A 24,713-nucleotide genomic window follows, 5' to 3' on the forward strand; every position below is an offset into this window, starting at 1 on the left:
GGAACCTTTACCGCATTTGACAAACCCTGACAGGAGAAAGGATGCCCGGCTCGTCCCGCAAAATACCGGCATGGCTGCCGATACTGGTCATTTTAATCGCCATGGTCTCTATCCAGAGCGGCGCTTCGCTGGCGAAATCGCTGTTCCCGTTGGTCGGCGCACCCGGCGTAACCGCGCTGCGCCTGGCATTAGGCACCTTGATTCTGGTGATTGTCTTCAAGCCCTGGCGCCTGCGCTTTACCGCAGAGCAGCGCCTGCCGCTCCTCTTGTATGGTCTGGCGTTGGGGGCAATGAATTATCTCTTCTACTTATCGATTCAGCGCATTCCGCTGGGGATTGCGGTGGCGCTGGAGTTTACCGGGCCGCTGGCGGTGGCGCTGTTTGGCTCGCGGCGTCCGCTCGATTTCGTCTGGGTGATCCTGGCCGTACTCGGGCTGTGGTTCCTGCTGCCGCTGGGGCAAGACGTCGCGCAGGTCGATCTGACCGGTGCGCTGCTGGCGCTGGGCGCCGGGGCCTGCTGGGCCGTCTATATTCTGACCGGCCAGCGTGCCGGAGAAGAACACGGTCCGGCAACGGTGGCGATGGGATCGCTTATTGCCGCCGTGGTCTTTGTCCCGCTGGGCATGCTGCAGGCAAGCGACACGCTGTTCCAGTGGTCGCTGCTGCCGCTGGGACTGGCCATCGCCGTCCTCTCTACGGCGCTGCCGTACTCGCTGGAAATGATTGCCCTCACCCGTATGCCTACCCGCACATTCGGCACGCTGATGAGCATGGAGCCGGCGCTCGCCGCGCTATCGGGCATGATATTTCTGGGCGAGACGCTGACCTCTACGCAAACCCTGGCGCTCGGGGCGATTATCCTCGCCTCAATGGGCTCTACGCTGACGATGCGTCGGGAAAGTAAAATCGAAAAAGTGGATATCAGCTAGCCAACGTTACCCGTTCTGCACGAGGTTCTCGCATCGTGCAGAACCGCGCCACCCCGCTGACTTTTTACGCAATTTCACCCCTTTTTCAAAATAGCCAACCTCCCCGCACTATCGAACCGATAGGGACAACCGCCCTCCCCATATGGCAATCCGTTGCTATACTTAGTGCCATTAGTTACCGGGGACAAGCGCTCCATTTGATTCAAATTTGATGTATGACGAGTATAAATATCAAGAGGATATGAAACTATGAGTACCGCAAAACTGGTTAAAACGAAAGCATCCGATCTGCTCTATACCCGCAACGATGTTGCAGACAATGAGAAGAAAGCAACCGTCGAGCTGCTGAATCGTCAGGTGATCCAGTTCATTGACCTGTCGCTGATTACCAAGCAGGCTCACTGGAATATGCGCGGTGCCAATTTTATTGCCGTTCATGAAATGCTGGATGGCTTCCGCACCGCTCTGACCGACCACCTCGACACCATGGCTGAACGAGCCGTACAGCTGGGCGGCGTTGCGCTGGGCACCACTCAGGTGATCAACAGCAAAACCCCGCTGAAAAGCTACCCGCTGGATATTCACAACGTTCAGGATCACCTGAAAGAGCTGGCTGACCGCTACGCGATTGTGGCCAATGACGTGCGTAAAGCGATCGGCGAAGCAAAAGATGAAGACACCGCCGATATCTTTACCGCCGCCTCCCGCGACCTGGATAAATTCCTGTGGTTCATCGAAGCCAACATCGCATAAACCTGCACAATCACCGTCAGCCTCGCTGGCGGTTTTTTTTCAGATTATCCTCACTTCTGCCACCTGATTTTTTCCTCGCGCCTCACTCGCACCATTTTAGTGCGCAACAATGGACAAAATACGTACAAAAGTAAAACAATTGTAATAATCACCTCACACAATCGTTACGGCGAGATTGTTTTACCATCAGTGTTTGCGTTAAAAATGCACTTGTTATGCGGCGTGTTTATGACGCACCAAAATGACGCCCCATCGCGGTGCATCTGCCGTGATCTATAACCGAAACCGTGCAACAGGATAGACTTCGTTTGTTATAAAACAACAAGTTGTAAAACTGGCACGATTTTTTCATATGGTTACGCGTTCTCGCAGGGGATCGTCCCGTGGATAAAAAAGGAAATGCTATGAAGTCTGTATTTAAAGTTTCACTGGCTGCACTGACCCTGGCTTTTGCGGTTTCTTCTCAGGCCGCTGAAAAACAACTGATTGTTGCGACCGATACGGCGTTTGTTCCGTTTGAATTTAAGCAAGGTGATAAGTATGTCGGTTTTGATGTCGACCTGTGGGACGCCATCGCGAAAGAGCTGAAACTGAACTATACCCTGAAGCCGATGGATTTCAGCGGCATCATTCCTGCGCTGCAAACCAAAAACATCGACCTCGCGCTGGCGGGGATTACCATTACTGAAGAACGCAAGAAAGCGATCGAGTTCTCCGATGGCTACTATAAGAGCGGTCTGCTGGTGATGGTGAAAGCCAATAACAACGACATCAAAGATGTGAAGGACCTGAACGGTAAAGTTGTGGCCGTGAAAGGCGGTACCGGCTCCGTTGACTACGCGAAAGCCAATATCAAAACCAAAGACCTGCGTCAGTTCCCGAATATCGATAACGCCTATATGGAGCTGGGTACCGGCCGCGCCGATGCCGTTCTGCACGACACGCCAAACATCCTGTACTTCATCAAAACGGCCGGCAACGGTCAGTTCAAAGCGGTAGGGGAATCGCTGGAAGCGCAAAACTACGGTATCGCCTTCCCGAAAGGCAGCGACGAGCTGCGCGAGAAAGTGAACGGCGCGCTGAAAACGCTGCGTGAAAACGGCACCTACAACGAAATTTATAAAAAATGGTTCGGTACTGAGCCAAAATAATAATCAGCATTGATCGCTTACAGGTCTGCTGAATTCCGATCACCCGGACAGGGCTACTGGCCACCGTCCGGGTATCGCTTTGCCGCAGGCCTGAGTCATTTTTTCTCAGAGGCACGCCTCTGTTTTTCGACACGGTAACAGGAACGAACTATGCAGTTTGACTGGAGTGCCATCTGGCCTGCCATTCCAATTTTGCTGGAAGGCGCCAAAATGACGCTGTGGATTTCCGTCCTCGGCCTGGCTGGCGGCCTGATAATCGGCCTCGTCGCCGGTTTCGCCCGCTGCTTTGGCGGCTGGATTGCTAACCACATTGCGTTAGTCTTTATCGAGATCATTCGCGGAACCCCGATTGTGGTTCAGGTCATGTTTATCTACTTCGCCCTACCGATGGCGTTCAATGATCTTCGCATTGACCCCTTCTCGGCGGCAGTCGTGACCATCATGATCAACTCCGGCGCCTATATCGCAGAAATTACCCGCGGGGCGGTACTCTCAATTCACAAGGGCTTCCGTGAAGCCGGCCTGGCGCTTGGCCTGTCCCGTCGCGAAACCATCCGCCACGTGATTCTGCCGCTGGCGCTGCGTCGCATGCTGCCGCCGCTGGGTAATCAGTGGATCATTAGCATCAAAGATACCTCGCTCTTTATCGTCATCGGCGTCGCCGAACTGACCCGTCAGGGTCAGGAGATTATTGCCGGTAACTTCCGCGCGCTGGAAATCTGGAGCGCCGTGGCCGTGATTTATCTGATCATCACCCTGGTGTTGAGCTTTGTTCTGCGTCGTCTTGAAAGAAGGATGAAAATCCTGTGATTGAATTTAAAAATGTTTCCAAGCACTTTGGCCCGACCAAGGTGCTGCACGATATCGATCTGAAGATCAATAAAGGCGAAGTTGTGGTGATTATCGGGCCGTCCGGCTCCGGGAAATCGACGTTGCTGCGCTGTATTAACAAACTGGAAGAGATCACCAGCGGCGAGCTGATCGTCGATGGCCTGAAGGTTAATGACCCGAAAGTCGACGAGCGCCTGATCCGTCAGGAAGCCGGGATGGTGTTCCAACAGTTCTATCTGTTCCCGCACCTGACGGCGCTGGAGAACGTCATGTTCGGGCCGCTACGCGTGCGTGGTGCTAAAAAAGAGGCTGCCGAAAAACTGGCTAAAGATCTGCTGGAAAAAGTGGGACTCGCCGAACGCGCGCACCACTACCCTTCCGAGCTCTCCGGCGGCCAGCAGCAGCGCGTCGCAATCGCTCGCGCCCTGGCGGTAAAACCCAAAATGATGCTGTTTGACGAACCGACCTCGGCACTGGATCCGGAACTACGCCACGAAGTGCTGAAAGTGATGCAGGATCTGGCGGAAGAAGGGATGACGATGGTCATCGTTACTCACGAGATCGGCTTTGCTGAGAAAGTGGCATCGCGACTGATCTTTATCGACAAAGGGCGTATCGCCGAAGATGGCGATCCGCAGGTACTGGTGAAAAACCCACCGAGCCCGCGTCTGCGCGAATTCCTGCAGCACGTCGCCTGATATTCCCCTGGCTCCCCGTATGCGGGGAGCCGCTTTCGCTTTCCAGACACATCCCACGCCGCTTCTCCCGCTATCAACTTCTATACTTAATGGTTTTGGAATGAGATGGAGGCGCCCGTGCCGTGGATCCTGTTACTGCTTGCTACGCTGTTTACCGCCCCGCTTTCGGCAGCCACACTGCCCGGTGTCCCGGCCGCGAGCGCTGAACAACCCGCCAGCAGTGAACCAGACCTCGAGAAAAAAAAGGCCGCCTATGCGGCGCTGGCCGATGTGCTGGAAAACGATGCCGCCCGCAGAGAATTAATCGACCAGCTGCGCTCTGCCGCCGCCACGCCGCCGCCGGCCAGCACGCCAAAGCTGACGCCGCCGGAAGAGAAAGATGAACGGACGGTACTGGAAAACGTCACCCAGGTGAGCCGCGAGTACGGTGAACGCTTTGCTTCACGTTTTTCTCAGCTGTGGCGCAATATCACTGCCTCTGCACATAAGCCGTTTCATGCCGAAACCTTTCGCAAAGCCGCCGGCCATTTCCTGCTGCTGGCCGCGCTGGTATTCGCCTTCTGGTGGCTGGTCCGCCTCGCCGCGCTGCCGCTGTATCGCAAAATGGGTCAGTGGGGGCGACGCAAAAACCACGATCGCGGTAACTGGCTACAGCTCCCGGCCACCATCGCCGGCGCGTTTATCTTCGATCTCCTCCTGCTGGCGTTGACGCTGTTTGTTGGCCAGATGCTCAGCGATCGGTTTAATGGCGGCAACCGGACTATCGCCTTTCAGCAAAGCCTGTTTCTGAATGCCTTCGCCTTGATTGAGTTTTTTAAAGCGATTCTGCGGCTGATTTTCTGTCCGCGGGTGACGGAGCTGCGGCCGTTTAACCTCAGCGATGAGAGCGCGAAGTACTGGAACCTGCGCCTGAGCGCGCTGAGCAGCCTGATTGGCTACGGCCTGATCGTCGCGGTGCCGATTATCTCCAATCAGGTCAACGTTCAGGTCGGCGCGCTGGCGAATGTGGTCATTATGCTGTGTATCACCCTCTGGGCGCTGTATCTGATCTTCCGTAATAAAACGCGGATTACCCAGGGGCTGCTGCACCTGGCGGACCGCTCGCTGGCCTTCTTCAGTCTGTTTATCCGCGCCTTTGCGCTTATCTGGCACTGGCTGGCCTGCCTCTACTTTATCGTGCTGTTTTTCTTTTCACTTTTCGACCCCGGCAACAGCCTGAAATTTATGATGGGAGCCACGGTACGCAGCCTGGCGATTATCGGCGCCGCCGCGCTGCTCTCCGGCATCTTGTCACGCTGGATAGCGAAAACCATTACCCTGTCGCCGCAGACCCAGCGCAACTATCCCGAGCTGCAGAAGCGGCTGAACGGCTGGATCTCCGTCGCGCTCAAAGTGGCGCGAATTTTAGTGGTCTGCGTGGCGATTATGCTGCTGCTAAGCGCCTGGGGACTGTTTGATTTCTGGAACTGGATGCAACACGGCGCCGGGCAAAAAGCGGTGGATGTGCTGATTCGCATCGCGCTGATTCTGTTCTTCTCCGCCATCGGCTGGACGCTGCTCGCCAGCCTGATAGAAAACCGCCTGGCCTCAGATATTCACGGCCGCCCGCTACCGGGCGCTCGTGCCCGTACGCTGCTGACGTTATTCCGTAACGCGCTGGCGGTCATTATCAGCACCATCACGGCGATGATCCTGCTCTCCGAAGTGGGGGTGAATATCGCGCCGCTGCTGGCCGGCGCCGGTGCGCTGGGGCTGGCCATTTCGTTCGGTGCCCAGACGCTGGTAAAAGATATTATCACCGGCATTTTTATCCAGTTTGAGAACGGGATGAATACCGGTGACCTGGTAACCATCGGGCCGTTAACCGGCACAGTGGAACGGATGTCGATCCGTTCCGTCGGCGTGCGCCAGGATACCGGCGCTTACCATATTATCCCGTGGTCCTCGATTACCACCTTCGCGAACTTCGTGCGCGGCATCGGTTCAGTGGTTGCCAACTACGATGTCGACAGACAGGAAGATCTGGATAAAGCCGGCCAGGCGCTGAAAAACGCGGTTGCCGACGTGATGGATCAGGAGGAGATTCGCGGGCTGGTGATTGGCGAGCCGTCATTTGCCGGGCTTGTCGGCCTGAGCAATACGGCATTTACCCTGCGGGTCACCTTCACCACTCTGCCGCTGAAGCAGTGGACGGTACGCTTTGCGCTCGATACGCAGGTGAAGAAACATTTCGATCTCGCCGGAGTCCGGGCGCCCGTGCAAACCTACCAGGTTCTGCCGGCACCTGCGCCCATCTCCGCGCCACCTGCGGCGCCCGCAGAGCCGACGCTCTAGCCACGGAGCAGAGCACATTCCGGGCGAACCTGGCCGCCCGGAGGCATCATCCTTAACGTGCCAGCGGACGGCGGCGTTTAGCCTCATCCATGAAGGTCCAGGCGATAAAGCGACTCTGCTTCTGCCCCTGAGCCATCTCTTTTTTCACCACCTTCACCGCGCCGGCTTCGGTCAACGCACGGTAAAGCGGCGGCAGATTATCGCCGCGCGACACCAGCGAGGTGAACCATTTCACCTGGCGACCAAACTGCTGGCTTTCGCGGATCATCTGCGTAATGAACGCCACTTCACCGCCTTCGCACCACAGCTCCTGCTGTTGGCCGCCGAAGTTCATCACGCTGTCCGCCCCCAGCCCCAGATTGCGACGCTTACGCTCGCCGCCTGCCTGCGCGCTGGCAGCAGAATCGTGGAACGGCGGATTGCACAACGTCGCATCAAAACACTCATTTTTATGAATAATGCCGCTAAAGATAGCCCCGCTCTCTTTCTGTCGACGCAGACGAATCTGGCGACTGAGTCCCGGGTTAGCATTGATAATCGCCTGCGCGCTGGCGATCGCTTCCGCGCTAATTTCGCTGCCGGTAAAACGCCAGCCGTACTCATGCGCACCAATCAGCGGATAGATTAAGTTTGCCCCGGTGCCGACATCAAGGATGCTGGCATTTTCAGGAATGGTGCCGGTATCCAGCGCCAGCAGGTCGGCCAGGTGGTGAATATAATCCGCTCTTCCCGGTACCGGCGGGCATAAGAAGCCGTCTGGAATATCCCAGTGTTTCACCGCGTAAAAATGCGCCAGCAGCGCCTTATTCAGCGCCTTCACCGCCAGCGGGTTAGCAAAATCGATGGTCTGCTCGCCCACCGGATTAAGGGTGATAAAGCCTTGCAGCTCAGGGTGAGCCTGGCATAGCGCGGGCAAATCATAACGTTGATGATGACGGTTACGCGGGTGTAACCCCGGTTTCTGGGCTTTCATGGCAATCTCCTTTGAACAGCCGCGTAAGATACCCGTTGACGGCGGCGCGGTAAATAAGGGAGTCTGGATATCTCTTATTCGGTTACGGGTGCTCTATGTATTTCTATCAACCTTCACAGGGACATGGCCTGCCGCACGACCCGCTTAACGCGATTATCGGCCCACGCCCTATCGGCTGGATCGCCTCTCTGGACGCCGCAGGCCATCGCAATCTTGCCCCCTACAGCTTCTTTAACTGTTTTAACTATCGGCCCCCGATTATCGGTTTTGCCAGCAGCGGCTGGAAAGACAGTGTACAGAATATTGTCGAAACCAAAGAGTTTGTCTGGAATCTGGCCACCCGCCCTCTGGCTGAAGCGATGAACGAAACCTCCGCCAGCATTCCCCGCAACGAAGATGAATTTGCCCGTGCCGGGCTGACTCCCGCCGCCAGCCGTCTCGTTGCGGCCCCTCGGGTCGCGGAAAGCCCGGTGAACTTCGAGTGTCGGCTCTCCCAATGTATTCGCCTGACCCGTGCCGATGGTGAGCCTGTCGATAGCTGGCTGGTGCTCGGCGAAGTCGTCGCGGTACATATCGATGAGTCGTTACTGGAAAATGGCGTCTATCAGACCGCTAAGGCCAGGCCGATTCTCCGTGCCGGCGGGCCGAGCGCCTATTACACTATCGATGAAAATCTGCGTTTCGACCTGATCCGCCCGGACGCCCGTTAAGCCGTTTGTTCTTCCGCCCGACCCACGGCGCGCGCCCGGTCGGGCCGCCGTTTATGCAAAAAAGATGTTGTTTGTCTTCAATTTTTTACCCTGTCTATCCTGCCGTAAAGGCCTAAACTTATAGTATGTCCCATGCAGTTAATGAGGATATGCTCATGAAAAGAAATCTGCTGTTACTCACCGCAATCGCGATTGCCCTCACCCCTTTTATTGCCCAGGCCGGGATCTCACCTCCTCCGTCTACCGCCGAGAGCGGTCCGCTACGCCCTGCTGGCACCGTTTCTGCCTCCGGCGCCAGCAATCTGGATGATCTGCAGGCGAAACTGGCGGAAAAAGCCCATCAAAAAGGGGCTATCGCCTGGCGAATCAACTCCGCCAGCAGCGCGAATAAAATGTCCGGTACCGCCATTATCTATAAATAATCCGCCGGTCTGAACGGGTCTGAACCCATCGCGGTCCCGCCTCGCGTGGCCCGACCGCTGCCGTTTATGTAGAAAAAATGCAGTTCACGTAAAGAAATGTATTTATTTTTTTATCAACGAGTGATAAAAATTCGCCGTCATTTGATAATAGTTATCAAAATCATTATCAAACGCATTGCTATTTTAACAAATCACCTGCAGCGGTCGGGGCCGGCATCGCTGTGCCTGCGGTTGTGATGGCTTTAATTAAAACTATAAGTTGCTTATTGAAATGGACAAAAAACAAAACTTACCGTTCAGCAGTTTTAGCTCGCTGACGATCTTTACCGGCATGTGTCTGAGTCTGTCGCCGACAGGCCTGGCTCTGGCCGCAGACAACACCGAAAAAAATGGCGGTGAAACGCTGGTGGTGGAAGCGCAGGCTCCCTCTCTGTATGCCCCGACGCAATCCGCCGACCCCAAATTTTCCCGCCCGATTGCCGATACCACCCGTACGGTCACCGTGGTCTCCGAGCAGGTGATGAAAGATCAGGGCGTGACTAACCTGACCGATGCGCTGAAGAACGTTCCCGGCGTCGGAGCCTTCTACGCCGGTGAAAACGGCAGCTCGTCGACCGGCGACACCATTTATATGCGCGGAGCCGATACCTCTAACAGCATCTATGTCGATGGTGTCCGCGATATCGGTAGCGTGACCCGCGATACCTTTAACACCGAACAAGTGGAAGTGATTAAAGGCCCGTCTGGCTCTGACTACGGTCGTAGCGCTCCGACCGGCTCAATCAACATGATCAGCAAACAGCCGCGTCTGGATTCCGGTATCGATGCCTCCGTCAGTGCCGGCAGCGCCTGGTTCCGTCGCGGTACGCTCGATATCAATGAAGCCATCGGCGAAACCAGCGCCGTACGGCTGAACCTGATGGGCGAAAAAACCCATGATGCCGGCCGCGATAAGGTCAAAAATGAGCGTTACGGCATCGCGCCATCGGCCGCGTTTGGTCTCGGCACTGAGAACCGTCTGTACCTGAACTATCTCCATGTCACCCAGCACAACACGCCGGACGGCGGTATTCCGACCATTGGTCTGCCGGGGTACTCCGCGCCAACCCCAGGCACCGCGGCGCTCAATCACTCGGGTAGGGTGGCTACCAGCAACTTCTACGGGACGGATTCCGACTACGACGACTCCACCACCGATACGGTGACCATGCGCTTCGAGCATGACCTGAGCGATAACACCACCATTCGCAACACCACCCGCTGGTCGCGCGTAAAACAGGATTATCTGCTGACTGCAGTCATGGGCGGCGCGACCAACATCACCCAGCCGGATCCGAACGATGTCGGCACCTGGACCTGGTCGCGTCTGGCGAACACCAAAGACGTCAGCAATAAAATTCTGACCAACCAGACCAACCTGACCTCAAAGTTCTATACCGGTTCGATCGGGCATGATATCAGCGCCGGTTTCGAGCTGACCCGGGAAACACAGACCAACTACGGCGTTTATCCCATTACGCCTCCGGCGGTCAATATTTACCATCCCAATAGCAACATCTCTATTGGCGGTCTGGACCGCAGCGGCGCCAACGCCAACGGGCAGACGGATACCTTCGGCGTTTATGCCTTCGATACCCTGCAGATTACCCGTGATTTCGAGCTGAACGGCGGCATCCGTCTGGATAACTACCAGACCAAATATGACAGCGCCAGCCTGTGCGGCGGCACCGGCCGCGGTGCGGTTGCCTGTCCGGCCGGCGTGGCGAAAAACAGCCCGGTCACCACGGTTGATACCTCCACCAGCGGCAATCTGGTGAACTGGAAAGCCGGTGCGCTGTACCACCTGACCGACAGCGGCAACATTTACGTCAACTATGCGATCTCCCAGCAGCCTCCGGGCGGCAATAACTTTGCCCTGGCCCAGAGCGGCACCGGGAACAGCGCCAACCGTACCGATTTTAAACCGCAGAAAGCGAAAACCAGCGAAGTCGGTACCAAGTGGGAGCTGATGGATAAACGTCTGCTGCTGACGGCAGCGCTTTTCCGTACCGATATTGAGAACGAAGTCGAGCAAAACGACGACGGCACCTATTCGCAGTACGGTAAAAAACGCGTTGAAGGTTATGAGCTGTCGTTGGCCGGGAATATCACCCCGGAGTGGCAGGTTATCGGCGGATATACCCAGCAGCACGCCAGCGTTCGTGAAGGCAACAACATCGCCCAGGACGGCACCAGCGCGCTGCCGTACACGCCGGAGCACGCCTTTACCCTCTGGAGCCAGTACCAGGCAACCGATGCCATCGCCCTTGGCGCAGGCGCTCGCTATATCGGCAGCATGCACCGCGGCAGCGACGGCGCCGTCGGTACGCCGTCCTACACCGAAGGCTACTGGGTGGCTGATGCGAAAGTGGGCTATCGTATCAACCGTAACGTCGATCTACAGCTGAACGTCTATAACCTGTTCGATACCCATTACGTCGCCTCAATCAACAAGAGCGGCTACCGTTATCATCCAGGCGAACCGCGTACTTTCCTGCTGACCGCCAACGTGCATTTCTAATCCACGACGGGGCGGCGACGCCCCGTTTCTTGAGGAGAAACAACGATGATGTACCATATCCCCGCCGTTCTCAGCCCACAGGAAGTTGACGATTTTCGCGCGCAGCTGCAGCAGGCCGACTGGGTTGACGGGCGAGCCACGACCGGCGATCAGGGCGCGCTGGTGAAAAAAAATCAGCAGGTCGATACCCGCAGCCCGCTGTACGGCGAACTGCAGAACCGGGTCCTCGCGGCGCTCAACCGCAGTTCGCTGTTCTTCGCCGCCGCCCTGCCCAAAACTCTCTCCAGCCCGCTGTTTAACCGCTATCAGCAGAGTGAAACCTACGGTTTTCACGTTGACGGCGCGGTGCGCAGTCAGGCTCAGGGCGGCTGGATGCGTACCGATCTTTCCGCCACCCTGTTCCTCAGCGCGCCGGAGAGTTATGACGGCGGTGAGCTGGTGGTAAACGACACCTATGGCCAGCATACGGTCAAGCTGCCGGCGGGCGACCTGGTGCTCTACCCGTCAAGCAGCCTGCACTGCGTGATGCCGGTGACCCAGGGCGTGCGCGTGGCTTCTTTTCTGTGGATCCAGTCGATGATCCGCGATGATAAACGCCGCAGCATGCTGTTCGAGCTGGATCGGAATATTCAGACTCTGAAGAGCCGCCACGGCGAGAGTGACGAGGTGCTATCGCTGCTTAATCTGTACCATAACCTGCTACGGGAGTGGTCGGAAATCTGAGCCCTTGCCTGATGCATTTTTGCCCCCATCTTCACGCTACCCGCCATACTCAAGTTGCCTGCACGTTGGCTTGGCTACTCGACTCCCAATGAGGCCTCACCCATACGGGCCGCCGCCGCGCAGCATTCAAATCTGTTGCGCACAGATTGGCCGCTCCCCCCAGCCACTTACCGGAGTAAGCGCCCGGGGGGCCGGCGTCGTCGCCTTTCTGCAACGCGAATAAGTCAGGGTATATAATGACAGTAACAACAGTGAGGAGGTGCATCATGGCATCAGGTTGGGCAAATGATGGCGCAGTTCAGGATCAGATCGACAGCACCGTTGATGATGCGGTCGCACGGGCGAGAAACGCCCTACCCAGCGGAGAGAGCCACAAATTTTGTGATGAATGCGGAGAGCCGATTCCCGAGGCCCGGCGGAAGGCGATCCCGGGGGTCAGATACTGCGTGAAGTGCCAGCAGGAGAAAGATTTACATAACAATACATTTTCAGGATATAATCGCCGTGGCTCCAAGGACAGCCAGCTACGCTGACCTTCCTTTACCGTTCATTACCGCAGAAAGCATTATCTTTTCGCGCACGTTTTTTGGCTAAAAAAGTGGCAAAATGTGCCCTCAATGCGTTCTTCATCCCGCCGGCGTCTCTCCGGCCATCCCGCCACGAAATAATTTATTAATATTCAATAAATTAATAATCATTCAAAAAAATCGATGAAGACTGTTAATTTCCTTCGATTTTATCTCTCGCAAAAAAGCGTGATACTTATCACATCGACGGAACATCGTCCTCTTAACAAAATAACCTGCGAGAGATTAACTATGAAAACCATTAAATATGCTGCCGCTGCTATTGCCCTTACTACTCTGTCCTTTGGCGCTTTTGCCGCTCAGCCGGTTAGCCCGTCTCAGGCTGAAAGCATGAACAAAATTGGCGTAGTGTCTGCTGAAGGCGCAACGACTCTGGATGGTCTGGAAGCCAAACTGGCTGAAAAAGCGGAAGCCGCTGGCGCGACTGGTTACAGCATCACCTCCGCTAACACCAACAACAAAATTAGCGGTACCGCGGTTATCTATAAATAATCGCTGCCCGACCTGTATTAACCCTGAACGACCCTTTAATACCCTTGTTTTGCCCGTCCGTGCCACCGGACGGGCTTTTTTTTATGCGTTGCTTTCTGACGTGAGCTTTTTTCAGGGGAAACCGGCGGCTACCACTGTTCCGCCACCCGGCTCAGTCCCTGCTCGAGGGTCGCAACCTCGCCGGCTGCCACCAGGCAGCAGGCCAGCTGAATTCTCAATGAGGTCGGCAGCGGCTCACTTCCCACTACGCAGCGCTCAATCCAGCGAGCGGTGACCTGAGGATCTTTTGACTCCGGCAGTACAGCCCCCTCCTCCGGCAGCTCGCTCTGGCGTTCATGCACAACCCGCGTCCCTGAAGCATCAATCAGGCTAATTTGCGGGCATCGCTGTGGATTGGCATACACTTCACCTTCCGTCCCGTGCATTAACAGCGCCCGTCCGCCGATCTCAACAAAGAATTTCGCAACCTTGCCCACATATTCGGGGTGAGAAACGCTCGATAAACGTAGCGCCGCATCTTCAGCAAATGGCGTCGCCAGCTTTGCCAGCGTATGTGCGCTGTTGCGTACGCCCATACGCCAGCGCAGGGCAAGCTGTTTCTCCAGCGGCGGGCAGAGTACGCTAACCGGTATGTACACCGGCTCGTGGCCGTCGAGTCGCGCCTGAGCCTGGCCCGCATGTCGGGTGGCGGGGATCCCCATCAGCTCAAAAATCGTTTCCGTCAGCACCCGGGTCGGATCGTGGCTGACGCCATGCACCACCACCGGAAAGCCGAGCTTATGCAACAAAACGGCCAGCAGAGGAGTCAAATTAGCCTGCTTACGCGCGCCATTATAGCTAGGGATCACAATCGGCATTGGCCTGGCGACAGGCGGCGTCAGACGCAGGGTCTTCTGCTGCATGGCTTCATAGAAGCCTTTCATTTCCGCTTCGCCTTCGCCTTTAATACGCAGGGCAATTAAAATCCCGCCCAGCTCCAGCTCTGCCACCTCGCCGTCAAGCATCCGCGAGTAAAGCGCGCGGGCAGTATCCACATCCAGGTCACGCGCGTGATTTTTCCCGCGCCCGACTTCTTTAATGATCTTGCTGTAGTCCATCGAAGACTCCTGTTAGCTGCTCACATCGTCGACATTACACCGTTAACGCCGTTTGCGACGCGTCTGTTTTGCTTTTGTTTTGACGATAACCTCTGGAACGGCAGGCTGTTCTATCGGAAAAACGGGCAATGCGTTCAGTAGACGCTTACCATAATTTTTGGTCAACAAACGCTTATCATAAATCACCACCTCGCCCCAGCAGCTGTGGCTGCGAATCAGGCGTCCGACCTGCTGAATCAGGTTAAAGGAGGCGCTTGGCAGACTCTGCACTTCAAACGGATAGCGGTTCAGGCTCTTCAGCCATTCGCCTTCGGTAATCACCACCGGACTGTCTATGGGTGGGAAGGCAATCTTATGAATATGTACCTGGCTGAGCAGCTCACCTTTGAGATCCAGCCCTTCGGCAAAGGACTGTAGCCCCACCAGCACGCTACGTTCCCCCCCTTCGACGCGCTTGCGGTGCAGTTCCACCAGCCGGTAGCGCGGCTTATCGCCCTGTACCAGCAAGAGCAGGCGCAGATCGGGGACATGTTCCAGGAAACGCTGCATCGCCCGCCCGCTGGCGAACAGCACCAGCATCCCGAGATGCTTTTTACTTTCAACCTGCTCGCGGAAATAAGCTGCCATTTCAGCAATATGCTGCTCTTCGTTATCGATCAGCGGTTCATAGCGCATCTGCGGAATAACGATTTTGCCCTGCTCAACATGGTTAAAAGGGGAATCCAGCGCCACAAAACGGTCGCCGGCCTTTTCTTTCAACCCGCTCATCTCCTGCAGGCGTGAAAAGCTGTTCAATGAGCGCAGGGTAGCGGAGGTGACAACAATATGCGGTACGCTGCGCCACAGCAGCCTTTCCAGCTGGTCGCTGACGCGAATGCCGACGCAGTGAAACCAGATATGCGTTTGACCGTCGCGCATATCGCGCGTCACCCATTTGGTGACCGGCGCGCCGGATGACTGCGCCAGCGACGCCAGCCGCCACAGCTTGCTCTGGCTTTCAAACATCCCCAGCGCACGGTTCATTTGCAGCAGAACCCGATGCAGGCGCACCACGTCGTGGCTACCGGTTTTTTCCCCGAGGTCGTTAAGAAAGAGCTCCGCCAGCCCGCGTAGCATCTCGGTCAGTTTCGCCAGACGCTGGCAGATATCCATCACCTCCTGCGGCAACTCGCCCATCGGGAAACGGTGCTCGGCTTCCTGCCCGGCCGGCATATAGAGATTAAGGATAGCGTTCAGCGAGGCGATCAGCTCATACAGCTCCTCACAGTGGCCGGTCAGGCGCTCGGGATTGGCCAGCGGCGGCGTGGTTTTCGGCCGAAACTGCTCCATACAGGTCGCCACCAGCTTACTGAACAGATCCAGCTGTAGCCGGTACCAGGGGGCGGTCATTTCCGCGCTCATTTCCAGCGCATCGCGAGCTACGTCCGGCAGATGATGGCCTTCATCGAGCACCAGCAGCAGGTTTTTCGGCTCCGGCAACACGGCTTCGCTCTCCATCGCCGCCATCACCAGCGCATGGTTCGCCACCACCACTTCCGCCTCCTGAATTTCTCGCCGGGCAACGAAGAACGGACATTCGAGATAGTAGTGGCAGTTGCGGTTGAGGCAGCTGGCTTTGTCGGTGCTCAGGCGACTCCATAGCGCATCATCGACAGGTTTATCGGTGTGATCGCGCAGACCGTCCCAGCGGTAGCTGTCGAGATCGGTTTTCAGCGTCGCACACAGCTTCTGTTCAGCCTGATTATTCGGCGTGAGATCGTCATCGAGAAACGCCAGCAGGTCCTGCTGCGTCGGTTCGGTGCTGGCCAGCGCCGTAAGATTGCGTGGGCAAACGTAACGTCCGCGACCAAACGCGGCGGTAAAACGCAGATCGGGAATAATTTTGCGCAGCAGCGGCAGATCTTTGCTGTAAATCTGATCCTGTAGCGCAACGTTGGCGGTACTCACCACCAGGGTTTTCTGCTGCTCACGGGCGATAGCGATGCCGGGAATCAGATATGACAGCGTCTTGCCGACGCCGGTGGGTGCTTCAATAGCCAGGTGTCGGCCTTCTTCCCCGGCCAGCGTTTTTGCCACGTCGGCAATCATCTGCCGCTGTGGCGGACGGGGAATAAAATCCGGGATCTGTTCCTGAAGCGCCTTATACCAGGCGGCGATTTGCGCTTTTAGCGCAGCGGTCAAAGCCATGAGAAAACCTGAATACTGTATAAACAGCCACTATTGTGACACTTTTTACCTGGCAGGAGGAATTTCTTTCTGAGCAATGTGGAATGATGCTCGGGATTTGTCAATGCACCGACCGGGAATCACAGGGCACGCGAGGGAAGAACCCGGAGACAGCATGCGCGCTGCTTCCGGGTGTCGTTGCGTTATCCGGGTAAAACCTGTTGCCCGGATAGCGACGATCTGGCGGGAGGCGGTTACTCAGCTGCCGCTGGTTTACGCGGGCGACGACGGCGCTGTTGCTCGCCGGCCGGTTTCGCCTCGCCGATACGACGTGAAGGTTTTGCCCCGGCTTTCGGCGCTTCGCCATCGTTACGCCGCGGCGCAGACTGCTGGCTGCGACCCTGCCCCTGGGCGTTACGTCCTTGTCCCTGACCGCTGCGGCCCTGGCTCTGGCCGCGACCGCCGCCACCGCTACGCTGCTGGCGACCGTTTTGAATCGGCTCCGCTCTGATAGACGGATCCGGCGCATAGCCATCAATAGCGATGCGGGGAATCTCTTTTTTCAGCAGGCGTTCGATATCATGCAGCAGTTTATGCTCGTCCACGCAGACCAGCGACAGCGCTTCACCGGTGGCGGCTGCGCGACCGGTACGGCCGATACGGTGAACGTAATCTTCCGGCACGTTAGGCAGCTCGTAGTTGACGACGTGCGGCAGCTCTTCGATATCCAGCCCACGCGCCGCGATATCCGTCGCCACCAGCACGCGAATACCACCGGATTTGAAGTCGGCTAATGCCCGGGTACGCGCCCCCTGGCTCTTGTTGCCATGAATAGCGGCGCTGCGGATGCCGTCTTTATTCAGCTGCTCGGCCAGGTGGTTGGCGCCATGTTTGGTGCGGGTAAAGACCAGCACCTGCTGCCAGTTACCTTCACCGATCATCTGCGACAGCAGTTCCCGCTTACGTTTCTTATCAACGAAATGGACGTGCTGCGTCACCTGCTCGGAAGCGGTATTACGGCGAGCCACTTCGATTTCCAGCGGGTTATGCAGCAGCTTTTCCGCCAGCGCCTTGATGTCGTCCGAGAAGGTCGCGGAGAACAGCAGGTTCTGGCGTTTCGCCGGGAGCTTCGCCAGCACGCGGCGAATATCATGAATAAAGCCCATATCCAGCATACGGTCGGCTTCATCAAGCACCAGGATTTCAACCTTATCCAGGCTGACGGCATTCTGATGTTCAAGATCCAGCAGGCGCCCAGGGGTGGCCACCAGAACATCGACGCCGCTGCGCAGCTTCATCATCTGCGGGTTAATACTCACCCCGCCAAAAACCACCAGCGAGCGAATATTCAGGTATTTGCTGTAATCGCGAACGTTTTCACCGATCTGTGCCGCCAGTTCACGCGTTGGCGTGAGGATCAGCGCGCGCACCGGGCGACGGCCTTTAGCATGCGGCTCTTTCTGAATCAGATGCTGCAGGAGCGGCAGGGTAAAGCCCGCCGTTTTGCCGGTGCCGGTCTGGGCGCTGGCCATCAGATCGCGTCCCTGCAACACCGCAGGGATAGCCTGCTGCTGAATTGGGGTTGGCTCAAGGTAACCCTGCTCGGCGACAGCGCGCAGGATATCAGGGTTCAGGCCAAGGGAATCAAAAGACATAACAACTCCAAACCACCCCGGCCCGTAACAGGCGTAGTTTTCGGGGAGATTATTGCGAATAGAGATGGCAAAAACCACAATGCCATAAAGGGGCGCAGTCTAGCAGGTTTTGTGACGCAGCGCATAAATATCCCCTCGAGGCCGCTGCGCCGGATAATCCTCGTCACCCGCCGCTTGCAAAGAGTGATGCGAAATACGCAAAAGAGAGTATCCACTATTCTGGACAGTGACGCGAATTGGTCATACTCTTAATCAATCGATTGATTAATTTTTTATAGTGCGATGACGACGACTCCTGTGACAACCAAAGGTGAACAAGCCAAAAGCCAGCTCATTGCCGCAGCCATCGCCCAGTTCGGCGAATACGGCCTGCACGCAACCACCCGCGATATTGCCGCGCAGGCCGGGCAAAATATCGCGGCGATCCCCTACTATTTTGGTTCCAAGGACGATCTCTATCTCGCCTGCGCCCAGTGGATTGCCGATTTTATCAGCCATAATTTTCGTCCGCATGCCGAAGCGGCGGAAACGCTGCTGGCGACACCTTCGCCGGATAAGGCGGAGATTCGGGTACTGATTCTGCGCGCCTGTCAGAATATGATTTTGCTGCTGACCCAGGATGACACGGTCAATTTGAGCAAATTCATCTCCCGCGAGCAGCTTTCCCCTACCCCGGCCTACCAGCTCATCCACGGTCAGGTAATTGCGCCGCTCCATCGCTACCTGACCCGTTTGATCGCCGCATTTACCGGCCTTGATGCCGATGACACGGCAATGATTCTGCACACCCACGCGCTGCTGGGAGAGATTCTTGCCTTCCGCCTTGGGCGGGAAACCATTTTGCTGCGCACCGGATGGACGCAGTTCGACGAAGAAAAAACTGAGCAAATTTATCAGGTTATCGCCTGCCATATTGATTTCGTTCTGCAAGGGTTATCGCAAAGGAGCCTGGGATCATGAAAAAACCCGTCATCATCGTTCTGTTCATACTGCTGCTGATTGCCGCATTCGGCGGCGGCTGGTGGTGGTATCAAAGCAGCCAGCAAAGGGAGCTGACCCTGTATGGCAACGTCGATATTCGCACCGTGAACATGAGCTTCCGCGTCGGCGGACGACTGGCCTCACTGAACGTTGATGAGGGCGATAAGATTCAGGCCGGGCAAATACTAGGCCAGCTGGATCGCGCCCCGTATGAGAACGCCTTACAACAGGCTCAGGCGAATGTCTCCACGGCTCAGGCGCAGTATGACCTGATGATGGCCGGCTACCGGGCGGAAGAGATAGCCCAGGCCGCCGCCGCCGTCAAACAGGCGCAGGCCGCGTACGATTACGCGCAGAACTTTTACCAGCGTCAGCTGGGGCTGCGTCAGAACAGCGCCATCTCGGTTAACGATTTGGAAAACGCGCGCTCCTCCCGCGACCAGGCTCAGGCGACGCTGAAGTCCGCGCAGGACAAGTTGCGCCAGTATCGCGCCGGCAACCGCCCGCAGGAAATCGCCCAGGCCAAAGCCAGCCTTGAACAGGCGCAGGCGGCCCTGGCGCAGGCTAAACTCGACCTGCACGATACCACGCTGATCGCCCCGTCCGACGGCACGCTGATGACCCGCGCCGTCGAACCGGGCAGCATGCTCAGCGCCGGCGGCACGGTTATGACGCTGTCGCTGACTCACCCGGTATGGGTCCGTGCCTACATTGATGAAAAAAATCTCGGCCAGGCGGTACCCGGACGCGAAGTGCTGCTCTATACCGATAGTCGCCCGAATCAACCCTGGCACGGCAAGATTGGCTTTGTGTCGCCGAGCGCCGAATTCACGCCGAAGACCGTAGAGACGCCAGATTTACGGACTGACCTCGTCTATCGCCTGCGTATTGTCGTCACCGATGCGGATGATTCGCTGCGCCAGGGGATGCCGGTAACCGTCACCTTCAGCAGCGGGAACGGACATGAGTGAGGACGTTATCACGCTCAACGGGCTCACCCGCCGCTTCGCCGGCATGGATCGGCCCGCCGTTGCGCCGCTCAACTGCACCATCCGCGCCGGCTATGTCACCGGTCTGGTCGGCCCTGACGGCGCCGGGAAAACCACCTTGATGCGCATGCTCGCCGGGCTACTGAAGGCCGATGACGGCACCGCCAGGGTGATCGGTTTCGACCCGATTACCGACGATAGCGCGCTGCACGCGGTGCTCGGCTATATGCCGCAAAAATTCGGCCTGTACGAAGACCTGACGGTCATGGAAAACCTTACGCTGTATGCCGACCTGCGCAGCGTTACCGGCGAGACGCGCAGGAAAACCTTCGCTCGTCTGCTGGAATTTACCTCCCTCGGCCCCTTTACCGAACGCCTGGCGGGGAAACTTTCCGGTGGGATGAAGCAGAAACTGGGCCTCGCCTGCACCCTGGTGGGCGAGCCAAAAGTCCTGCTGCTCGATGAGCCGGGGGTCGGGGTTGACCCTATATCCCGCCGTGAACTGTGGCAAATGGTGCACGAACTGGCCGGCGACGGGATGCTGATCCTCTGGAGCACCTCCTACCTTGATGAAGCCGAACAGTGCCGCGACGTCCTGCTGATGAATGAAGGCCAGCTGCTTTATCAGGGCGAGCCGAAAGCGTTGACCCAAACCATGGCCGGCCGCAGTTTCCTCGTCTCCAGCCGCGAGGAAAATAACCGTCGCCTCCTGCAACGAGCGCTGAAGCTGCCGCAGATCAGCGATGGCGTCATTCAGGGGAAATCGGTACGCCTGATCCTGAAAAAAGAGGCCACCATTGCGGAGGTGCAGCGCAGCGCTAACATGCCGACGCTGGAGATTGCCGAAACCGCACCGCGCTTTGAAGATGCATTCATCGATCTGCTGGGCGGCGCCGCGACCGCGGAATCGCCGCTGGGCGAAATTATCCACCGCGTAGAGGGCACGGCCGACGAGACGGTGATTGAAGCGCAGAGTCTGACCAAAAAATTCGGCGACTTCGCCGCCACCGACCACGTAGATTTCCGCGTCAAACGCGGGGAAATTTTCGGCCTGCTTGGCCCCAACGGCGCCGGTAAATCCACCACCTTTAAAATGATGTGCGGCCTGCTGGTGCCGACCTCCGGCAAGGCGCTGGTTCTGGGAATGGACCTGAAAGTCAGTTCCGGGAAAGCACGCCAGCATCTCGGCTACATGGCGCAGAAGTTTTCGCTGTACGGCAACCTGACCGTTGAACAAAACCTGCGCTTCTTCTCGGGCGTTTATGGCCTGCGTGGTCGGGTCCAGAACGAGAAAATCGCCCGGATGAGCGATGCTTTTGGTCTGAAAAGCATCGCCAGCCATGCGGCCGATGAGCTGCCGCTGGGGTACAAACAGCGTCTGGCGCTGGCCTGCTCGCTGATGCATGAACCCGATATTCTGTTTCTCGATGAGCCGACATCCGGCGTCGACCCGATTACCCGCCGCGAGTTCTGGCTGCATATTAATAGCATGGTGGATAAAGGGGTGACGGTGATGGTGACGACCCACTTTATGGATGAGGCGGAATATTGCGATCGTATTGGTCTGGTGTATCACGGCAAGCTGATCGCCAGCGGTACGCCGGATGCGCTCAAAGCGCTGGCGGCAAATGATCAACAGCCCGATCCGACGATGGAGCAGGCCTTTATCACCCTGATTCACGACTGGGATAAGGAGAATGCCGGTGAGCGCTAAAATTCTCTCATGGCGCCGCGTGCGCGCCCTGTGCGTCAAAGAGACGCGGCAGATCGTCCGCGACCCCAGCAGCTGGCTGATTGCGGTGGTCATTCCGCTGCTGCTGCTGTTTATCTTCGGTTACGGGATCAATCTCGACTCCAGCAAGCTCAAAGTCGGCGTACTGCTGGAGCAACAAAGCGAAGAGGCGCTGGATTTCGTCCACGCCATGACCGGCTCACCCTATATTGACGCCACCGTCAGCGACAATCGCCAGCAGCTGATTGAGATGATGCAGGCCGGGCGCATTCGTGGGCTGGTGGTCATCCCGGTGGATTTCGACCAGAAGATGGCGCGCCCCGGCGATGATGCTCCCATCCAGCTGATTACCGACGGTAGCGAACCCAATACCGCCAACTTTGCCCAGGGCTACGTAGAGGGCATCTGGCAAATCTGGCAGCAGCAGCGCGCGGAAGATCGCGGGGAAACCTTCGAACCGCTGATTGATGTACAGATGCGCTACTGGTTTAACCCCGCGGCCATCAGCCAGCACTTTATTATTCCCGGCGCCATTACCATCATTATGACGGTGGTCGGCGCGATTCTGACCTCGCTGGTGGTGGCCCGCGAATGGGAGCGCGGGACCATGGAGGCGCTGCTGTCGACGGAAATCACCCGTGCGGAGCTGCTGCTGTGTAAGCTGATTCCCTACTATTTCCTCGGCATGCTGGCGATGCTGCTGTGCATGCTGGTGGCGATGTTCATCCTCGGCGTGCCGTTTCGCGGTTCGCTGGTGGTTCTGTTCTTGATAACCAGCCTGTTTTTGCTCAGCACCCTCGGGATGGGGCTGCTCATTTCGACCATCACCCGCAATCAGTTTAACGCCGCGCAGGTCGCTCTGAACGCCGCCTTTCTGCCCTCCATTATGCTCTCCGGGTTTATTTTCCAGATCGACAGTATGCCGGCGGTGATCCGCGCGGTGACCTACGTCATCCCGGCGCGCTATTTCGTCAGCACGCTGCAAAGCCTGTTTCTCGCCGGTAATATTCCGGTGGTACTGCTGGTGAACACGCTGTTTTTAATTGCCTCGGCGGTGATGTTTATCGGCCTGACCTGGCTGAAAACCAAACGTCGGTTGGATTAAGCCTGGCGCTCGTATTTTGCCCGGTGGCGCTATGCTTACCGCGCCTGCGGAGCCTGTTGGTCGGGTAAGCGCCGCGCCACCTGACATGAGGAAAGTACTATGTTTCATCGCTTATGGACCTTGATTCGTAAAGAGCTGCAATCGCTGCTGCGCGAACCGCAAACGCGCGCCATTTTGATTATGCCGGTTCTGATTCAGGTGCTGCTGTTTCCCTTCGCCGCAACGCTGGAAGTGACCAACGCGACCATCGCCATCTACAACGAAGACAATGGTCGTCACGCGGTAGAACTGACCCAGCGTTTCGCCCGGGCTAAGGCCTTCACCCATGTGATGCTCCTCAAGAGCCCGCAGGAGATCCGCCCGACGATTGATGAACAAAAAGCGCTGTTGCTGATCCGCTTCCCGGTGGACTTCTCGCGCAATCTCGACACCAACCAGCCCGCGCCGCTCCAGCTCTTACTGGACGGGCGCAACTCGAACAGCGCGCAAATCGCCGCCAACTACCTCCAGCAGATCGTCAAAAACTATCAGCAGGAGCTGCTGGAAGGGAAAGCGAAGCCGAACAACAGCGAGCTGATCGTGCGCAACTGGTATAACCCGAATCTCGATTACAAGTGGTTTGTGGTTCCATCGCTGATCGCGATGATCACCACCATCGGGGTGATGATCGTCACCTCTCTCTCGGTGGCCCGCGAGCGGGAGCAAGGCACGCTCGATCAGCTGCTGGTTTCGCCGCTGGCCACCTGGCAAATTTTCGTCGGCAAAGCGGTCCCGGCGCTGATTGTCGCCACGCTGCAGGCGAGCATCGTGCTGGCTATTGGCATCTGGGCGTATCAAATCCCCTTCGCCGGTTCGCTGCTGCTGTTTTACTTTACGATGGTCATTTACGGTCTGTCGCTGGTGGGATTTGGTCTGCTGATTTCGTCTTTATGCTCAACCCAGCAGCAGGCTTTCATCGGCGTTTTCGTCTTTATGATGCCGGCGATCCTGCTCTCCGGCTACGTCTCGCCGGTTGAGAATATGCCGCAATGGCTGCAGGATGTGACATGGATAAACCCGATTCGTCACTTTACTGACATCACCAAGCAGATTTATTTGAAGGATGCGAGTCTGGAGATTGTTTGGGGAAGTTTGTGGCCGCTACTGGTCATAGCGGCCACAACGGGTTCAGCGGCATATGCGATGTTCCGCAGAAAGATCGCCTGATCCCCGTCATCGTTCAGCCTGCCTCGGCGTTGACCTGATTACCCGGTCCGTCCTGGGCCTCGCCCCGTCGGCCCGTTCGCACAGCTATCTGTGCTTCTGGGGATTGGCAGCGTTACCGCCTTGCTGCAACCCGAAGGCTTTCGGGTAACGGTTCTTGTCTTTCGCCAGCAGTGACACCACTGCCGGACCCGCCAGAATCGCCACCCCGGCGACGGCCAGCAGCAGATTGTTATGCAGCACGCGTGACAGCAGCCACAGCACGATAACCGCTACGCCAAAGTACCAGGTGGTGGTGAGTTCCTCAAGGAAATCACCGACATCGCGCCAGCGTGCTTCGTGGTGACGCTGTAAAAACAACATCGACAGTAACGTGACGCCGTACAGTACGCACAGCCCTAATCCGACGCGAACCAGCGCGCCACTCATCCAACCCATCACTAGTACTGCCACGACCAGTAGATGCAACATAATCTGCCAGCAACTGAGGCCAGTTGCGACGCGTACACGTTGTTGCCACTTCATGGCTTCTCTCCTGAAGGATCTTTATCTGTAACTCAGAGTACCGCACTTTACGGAAAATTCCGGAACACCGCATCTTTTTGTGACACCTACTACACTA

22 protein-coding genes are annotated in these 24,713 nt (G+C 57.0%); 17 read left to right on the forward strand and 5 right to left on the reverse strand.

The features are described from left to right. Positions 1-41: 41 nt before the first annotated feature. The 6 genes from rhtA to ybiO all read left to right on the forward strand — a co-directional run bounded on the left by rhtA (position 42) and on the right by ybiO (position 6,696). The gene (gene rhtA / locus Q1L34_RS18260; protein WP_004859821.1) at positions 42-929 is read left to right on the forward strand and encodes a threonine/homoserine exporter RhtA; all 888 of its coding nucleotides are present in this window, start codon (positions 42-44) and stop codon (positions 927-929) included. Between the two features lie 249 nt (positions 930-1,178). Then, positions 1,179-1,682, forward strand: coding sequence for a DNA starvation/stationary phase protection protein Dps (gene dps, locus Q1L34_RS18265; RefSeq protein ID WP_004859819.1), 504 nt, complete (start codon positions 1,179-1,181; stop codon positions 1,680-1,682). Between the two features lie 404 nt (positions 1,683-2,086). Further along, the gene (gene glnH / locus Q1L34_RS18270; protein ID WP_004859818.1) at positions 2,087-2,833 is read left to right on the forward strand and encodes a glutamine ABC transporter substrate-binding protein GlnH; all 747 of its coding nucleotides are present in this window, start codon (positions 2,087-2,089) and stop codon (positions 2,831-2,833) included. Between the two features lie 150 nt (positions 2,834-2,983). Continuing rightward, entirely contained in the window at positions 2,984-3,643 is a 660-nt protein-coding gene (glnP, locus tag Q1L34_RS18275; RefSeq protein WP_004859816.1) for a glutamine ABC transporter permease GlnP, read from the forward strand. Continuing rightward, complete coding sequence (gene glnQ, locus Q1L34_RS18280; protein WP_004859814.1) at positions 3,640-4,362, forward strand: glutamine ABC transporter ATP-binding protein GlnQ; 723 nt, start codon at positions 3,640-3,642, stop codon at positions 4,360-4,362. Before glnP ends, glnQ begins: the two co-directional genes overlap by 4 nt. 117 nt (positions 4,363-4,479) lie before the next feature. Continuing rightward, complete coding sequence (gene ybiO, locus Q1L34_RS18285; protein ID WP_064357791.1) at positions 4,480-6,696, forward strand: mechanosensitive channel protein; 2,217 nt, start codon at positions 4,480-4,482, stop codon at positions 6,694-6,696. A 52-nt stretch (positions 6,697-6,748) separates the two neighbouring features. Here the strand turns inward: ybiO and rlmF are convergent, their stop codons facing one another. Next, positions 6,749-7,669 carry a 23S rRNA (adenine(1618)-N(6))-methyltransferase RlmF gene (rlmF, locus tag Q1L34_RS18290; RefSeq protein ID WP_015584842.1) on the reverse strand — a complete coding sequence of 307 codons (921 nt, stop codon included), beginning with the start codon at positions 7,667-7,669 and terminating at the stop codon, positions 6,749-6,751. Between the two features lie 95 nt (positions 7,670-7,764). Between rlmF and Q1L34_RS18295 the strand changes: the two genes are divergently transcribed. The 6 genes from Q1L34_RS18295 (at position 7,765) to ybiJ (ending at position 13,163) form a co-directional block, all read left to right on the forward strand. After that, positions 7,765-8,379, forward strand: a complete 615-nt coding sequence (locus tag Q1L34_RS18295) for a flavin reductase family protein (protein ID WP_004859806.1) — start codon at positions 7,765-7,767, stop codon at positions 8,377-8,379. Positions 8,380-8,534: 155 nt separating this feature from the next. Then, the gene (locus Q1L34_RS18300; protein WP_064357229.1) at positions 8,535-8,801 is read left to right on the forward strand and encodes a YdgH/BhsA/McbA-like domain containing protein; all 267 of its coding nucleotides are present in this window, start codon (positions 8,535-8,537) and stop codon (positions 8,799-8,801) included. A 271-nt stretch (positions 8,802-9,072) separates the two neighbouring features. Next, the gene (locus Q1L34_RS18305) at positions 9,073-11,361 is read left to right on the forward strand and encodes a catecholate siderophore receptor Fiu (protein ID WP_004859802.1); all 2,289 of its coding nucleotides are present in this window, start codon (positions 9,073-9,075) and stop codon (positions 11,359-11,361) included. Positions 11,362-11,406: 45 nt separating this feature from the next. Continuing rightward, positions 11,407-12,084, forward strand: a complete 678-nt coding sequence (gene ybiX / locus Q1L34_RS18310; RefSeq protein WP_004859801.1) for a PKHD-type hydroxylase YbiX — start codon at positions 11,407-11,409, stop codon at positions 12,082-12,084. A 266-nt stretch (positions 12,085-12,350) separates the two neighbouring features. Continuing rightward, positions 12,351-12,617: a DksA/TraR family C4-type zinc finger protein gene (locus tag Q1L34_RS18315; RefSeq protein ID WP_004859799.1), complete on the forward strand. Its 267-nt coding sequence runs from the start codon at positions 12,351-12,353 to the stop codon at positions 12,615-12,617. 285 nt (positions 12,618-12,902) lie between these two features. Beyond that, entirely contained in the window at positions 12,903-13,163 is a 261-nt protein-coding gene (gene ybiJ / locus Q1L34_RS18320) for a DUF1471 family protein YbiJ (protein ID WP_004859796.1), read from the forward strand. Positions 13,164-13,291: 128 nt separating this feature from the next. Here ybiJ and ybiB read toward each other — a convergent pair whose 3' ends face one another. The 3 genes from ybiB to rhlE all read right to left on the reverse strand — a co-directional run bounded on the left by ybiB (position 13,292) and on the right by rhlE (position 18,081). Then, positions 13,292-14,260, reverse strand: a complete 969-nt coding sequence (gene ybiB / locus Q1L34_RS18325; protein ID WP_325993266.1) for a DNA-binding protein YbiB — start codon at positions 14,258-14,260, stop codon at positions 13,292-13,294. 42 nt (positions 14,261-14,302) lie between these two features. Then, complete coding sequence (dinG, locus tag Q1L34_RS18330) at positions 14,303-16,447, reverse strand: ATP-dependent DNA helicase DinG (RefSeq protein ID WP_327204230.1); 2,145 nt, start codon at positions 16,445-16,447, stop codon at positions 14,303-14,305. A 233-nt stretch (positions 16,448-16,680) separates the two neighbouring features. After that, on the reverse strand, positions 16,681-18,081 hold the full coding sequence (gene rhlE / locus Q1L34_RS18335) for an ATP-dependent RNA helicase RhlE (protein WP_015584846.1): 1,401 nt from the start codon (positions 18,079-18,081) through the stop codon (positions 16,681-16,683). Positions 18,082-18,363: 282 nt separating this feature from the next. On the opposite strand from rhlE, the gene cecR reads away from it, so the two are divergent. The 5 genes from cecR to Q1L34_RS18360 all read left to right on the forward strand — a co-directional run bounded on the left by cecR (position 18,364) and on the right by Q1L34_RS18360 (position 24,094). Beyond that, positions 18,364-19,041: a transcriptional regulator CecR gene (gene cecR, locus Q1L34_RS18340; RefSeq protein ID WP_004859787.1), complete on the forward strand. Its 678-nt coding sequence runs from the start codon at positions 18,364-18,366 to the stop codon at positions 19,039-19,041. Continuing rightward, a complete protein-coding gene (gene hlyD / locus Q1L34_RS18345) occupies positions 19,038-20,033 on the forward strand; it encodes a secretion protein HlyD (RefSeq protein ID WP_004859785.1) in 996 nt (331 codons plus the stop codon). The genes cecR and hlyD overlap by 4 nt, the downstream gene beginning before the upstream one ends. Further along, a complete protein-coding gene (locus tag Q1L34_RS18350) occupies positions 20,026-21,765 on the forward strand; it encodes an ATP-binding cassette domain-containing protein (protein WP_004859783.1) in 1,740 nt (579 codons plus the stop codon). The genes hlyD and Q1L34_RS18350 overlap by 8 nt, the downstream gene beginning before the upstream one ends. Then, positions 21,755-22,888 (forward strand): ABC transporter permease, encoded by a 1,134-nt coding sequence (locus Q1L34_RS18355; protein WP_319795107.1) that lies wholly within the window; start codon positions 21,755-21,757, stop codon positions 22,886-22,888. The genes Q1L34_RS18350 and Q1L34_RS18355 overlap by 11 nt, the downstream gene beginning before the upstream one ends. Positions 22,889-22,987: 99 nt before the next feature. Further along, positions 22,988-24,094, forward strand: a complete 1,107-nt coding sequence (locus Q1L34_RS18360; protein WP_327204231.1) for an ABC transporter permease — start codon at positions 22,988-22,990, stop codon at positions 24,092-24,094. Positions 24,095-24,178: 84 nt separating this feature from the next. Here Q1L34_RS18360 and Q1L34_RS18365 read toward each other — a convergent pair whose 3' ends face one another. Beyond that, positions 24,179-24,616: a YbhQ family protein gene (locus Q1L34_RS18365; RefSeq protein WP_015584848.1), complete on the reverse strand. Its 438-nt coding sequence runs from the start codon at positions 24,614-24,616 to the stop codon at positions 24,179-24,181. Between the last annotated feature and the right edge of the window lie 97 nt (positions 24,617-24,713).

It is taken from the genome of Klebsiella ornithinolytica (assembly GCF_030505655.1).
Taxonomy (GTDB): Bacteria; Pseudomonadota; Gammaproteobacteria; order Enterobacterales; family Enterobacteriaceae; genus Klebsiella; species Klebsiella ornithinolytica.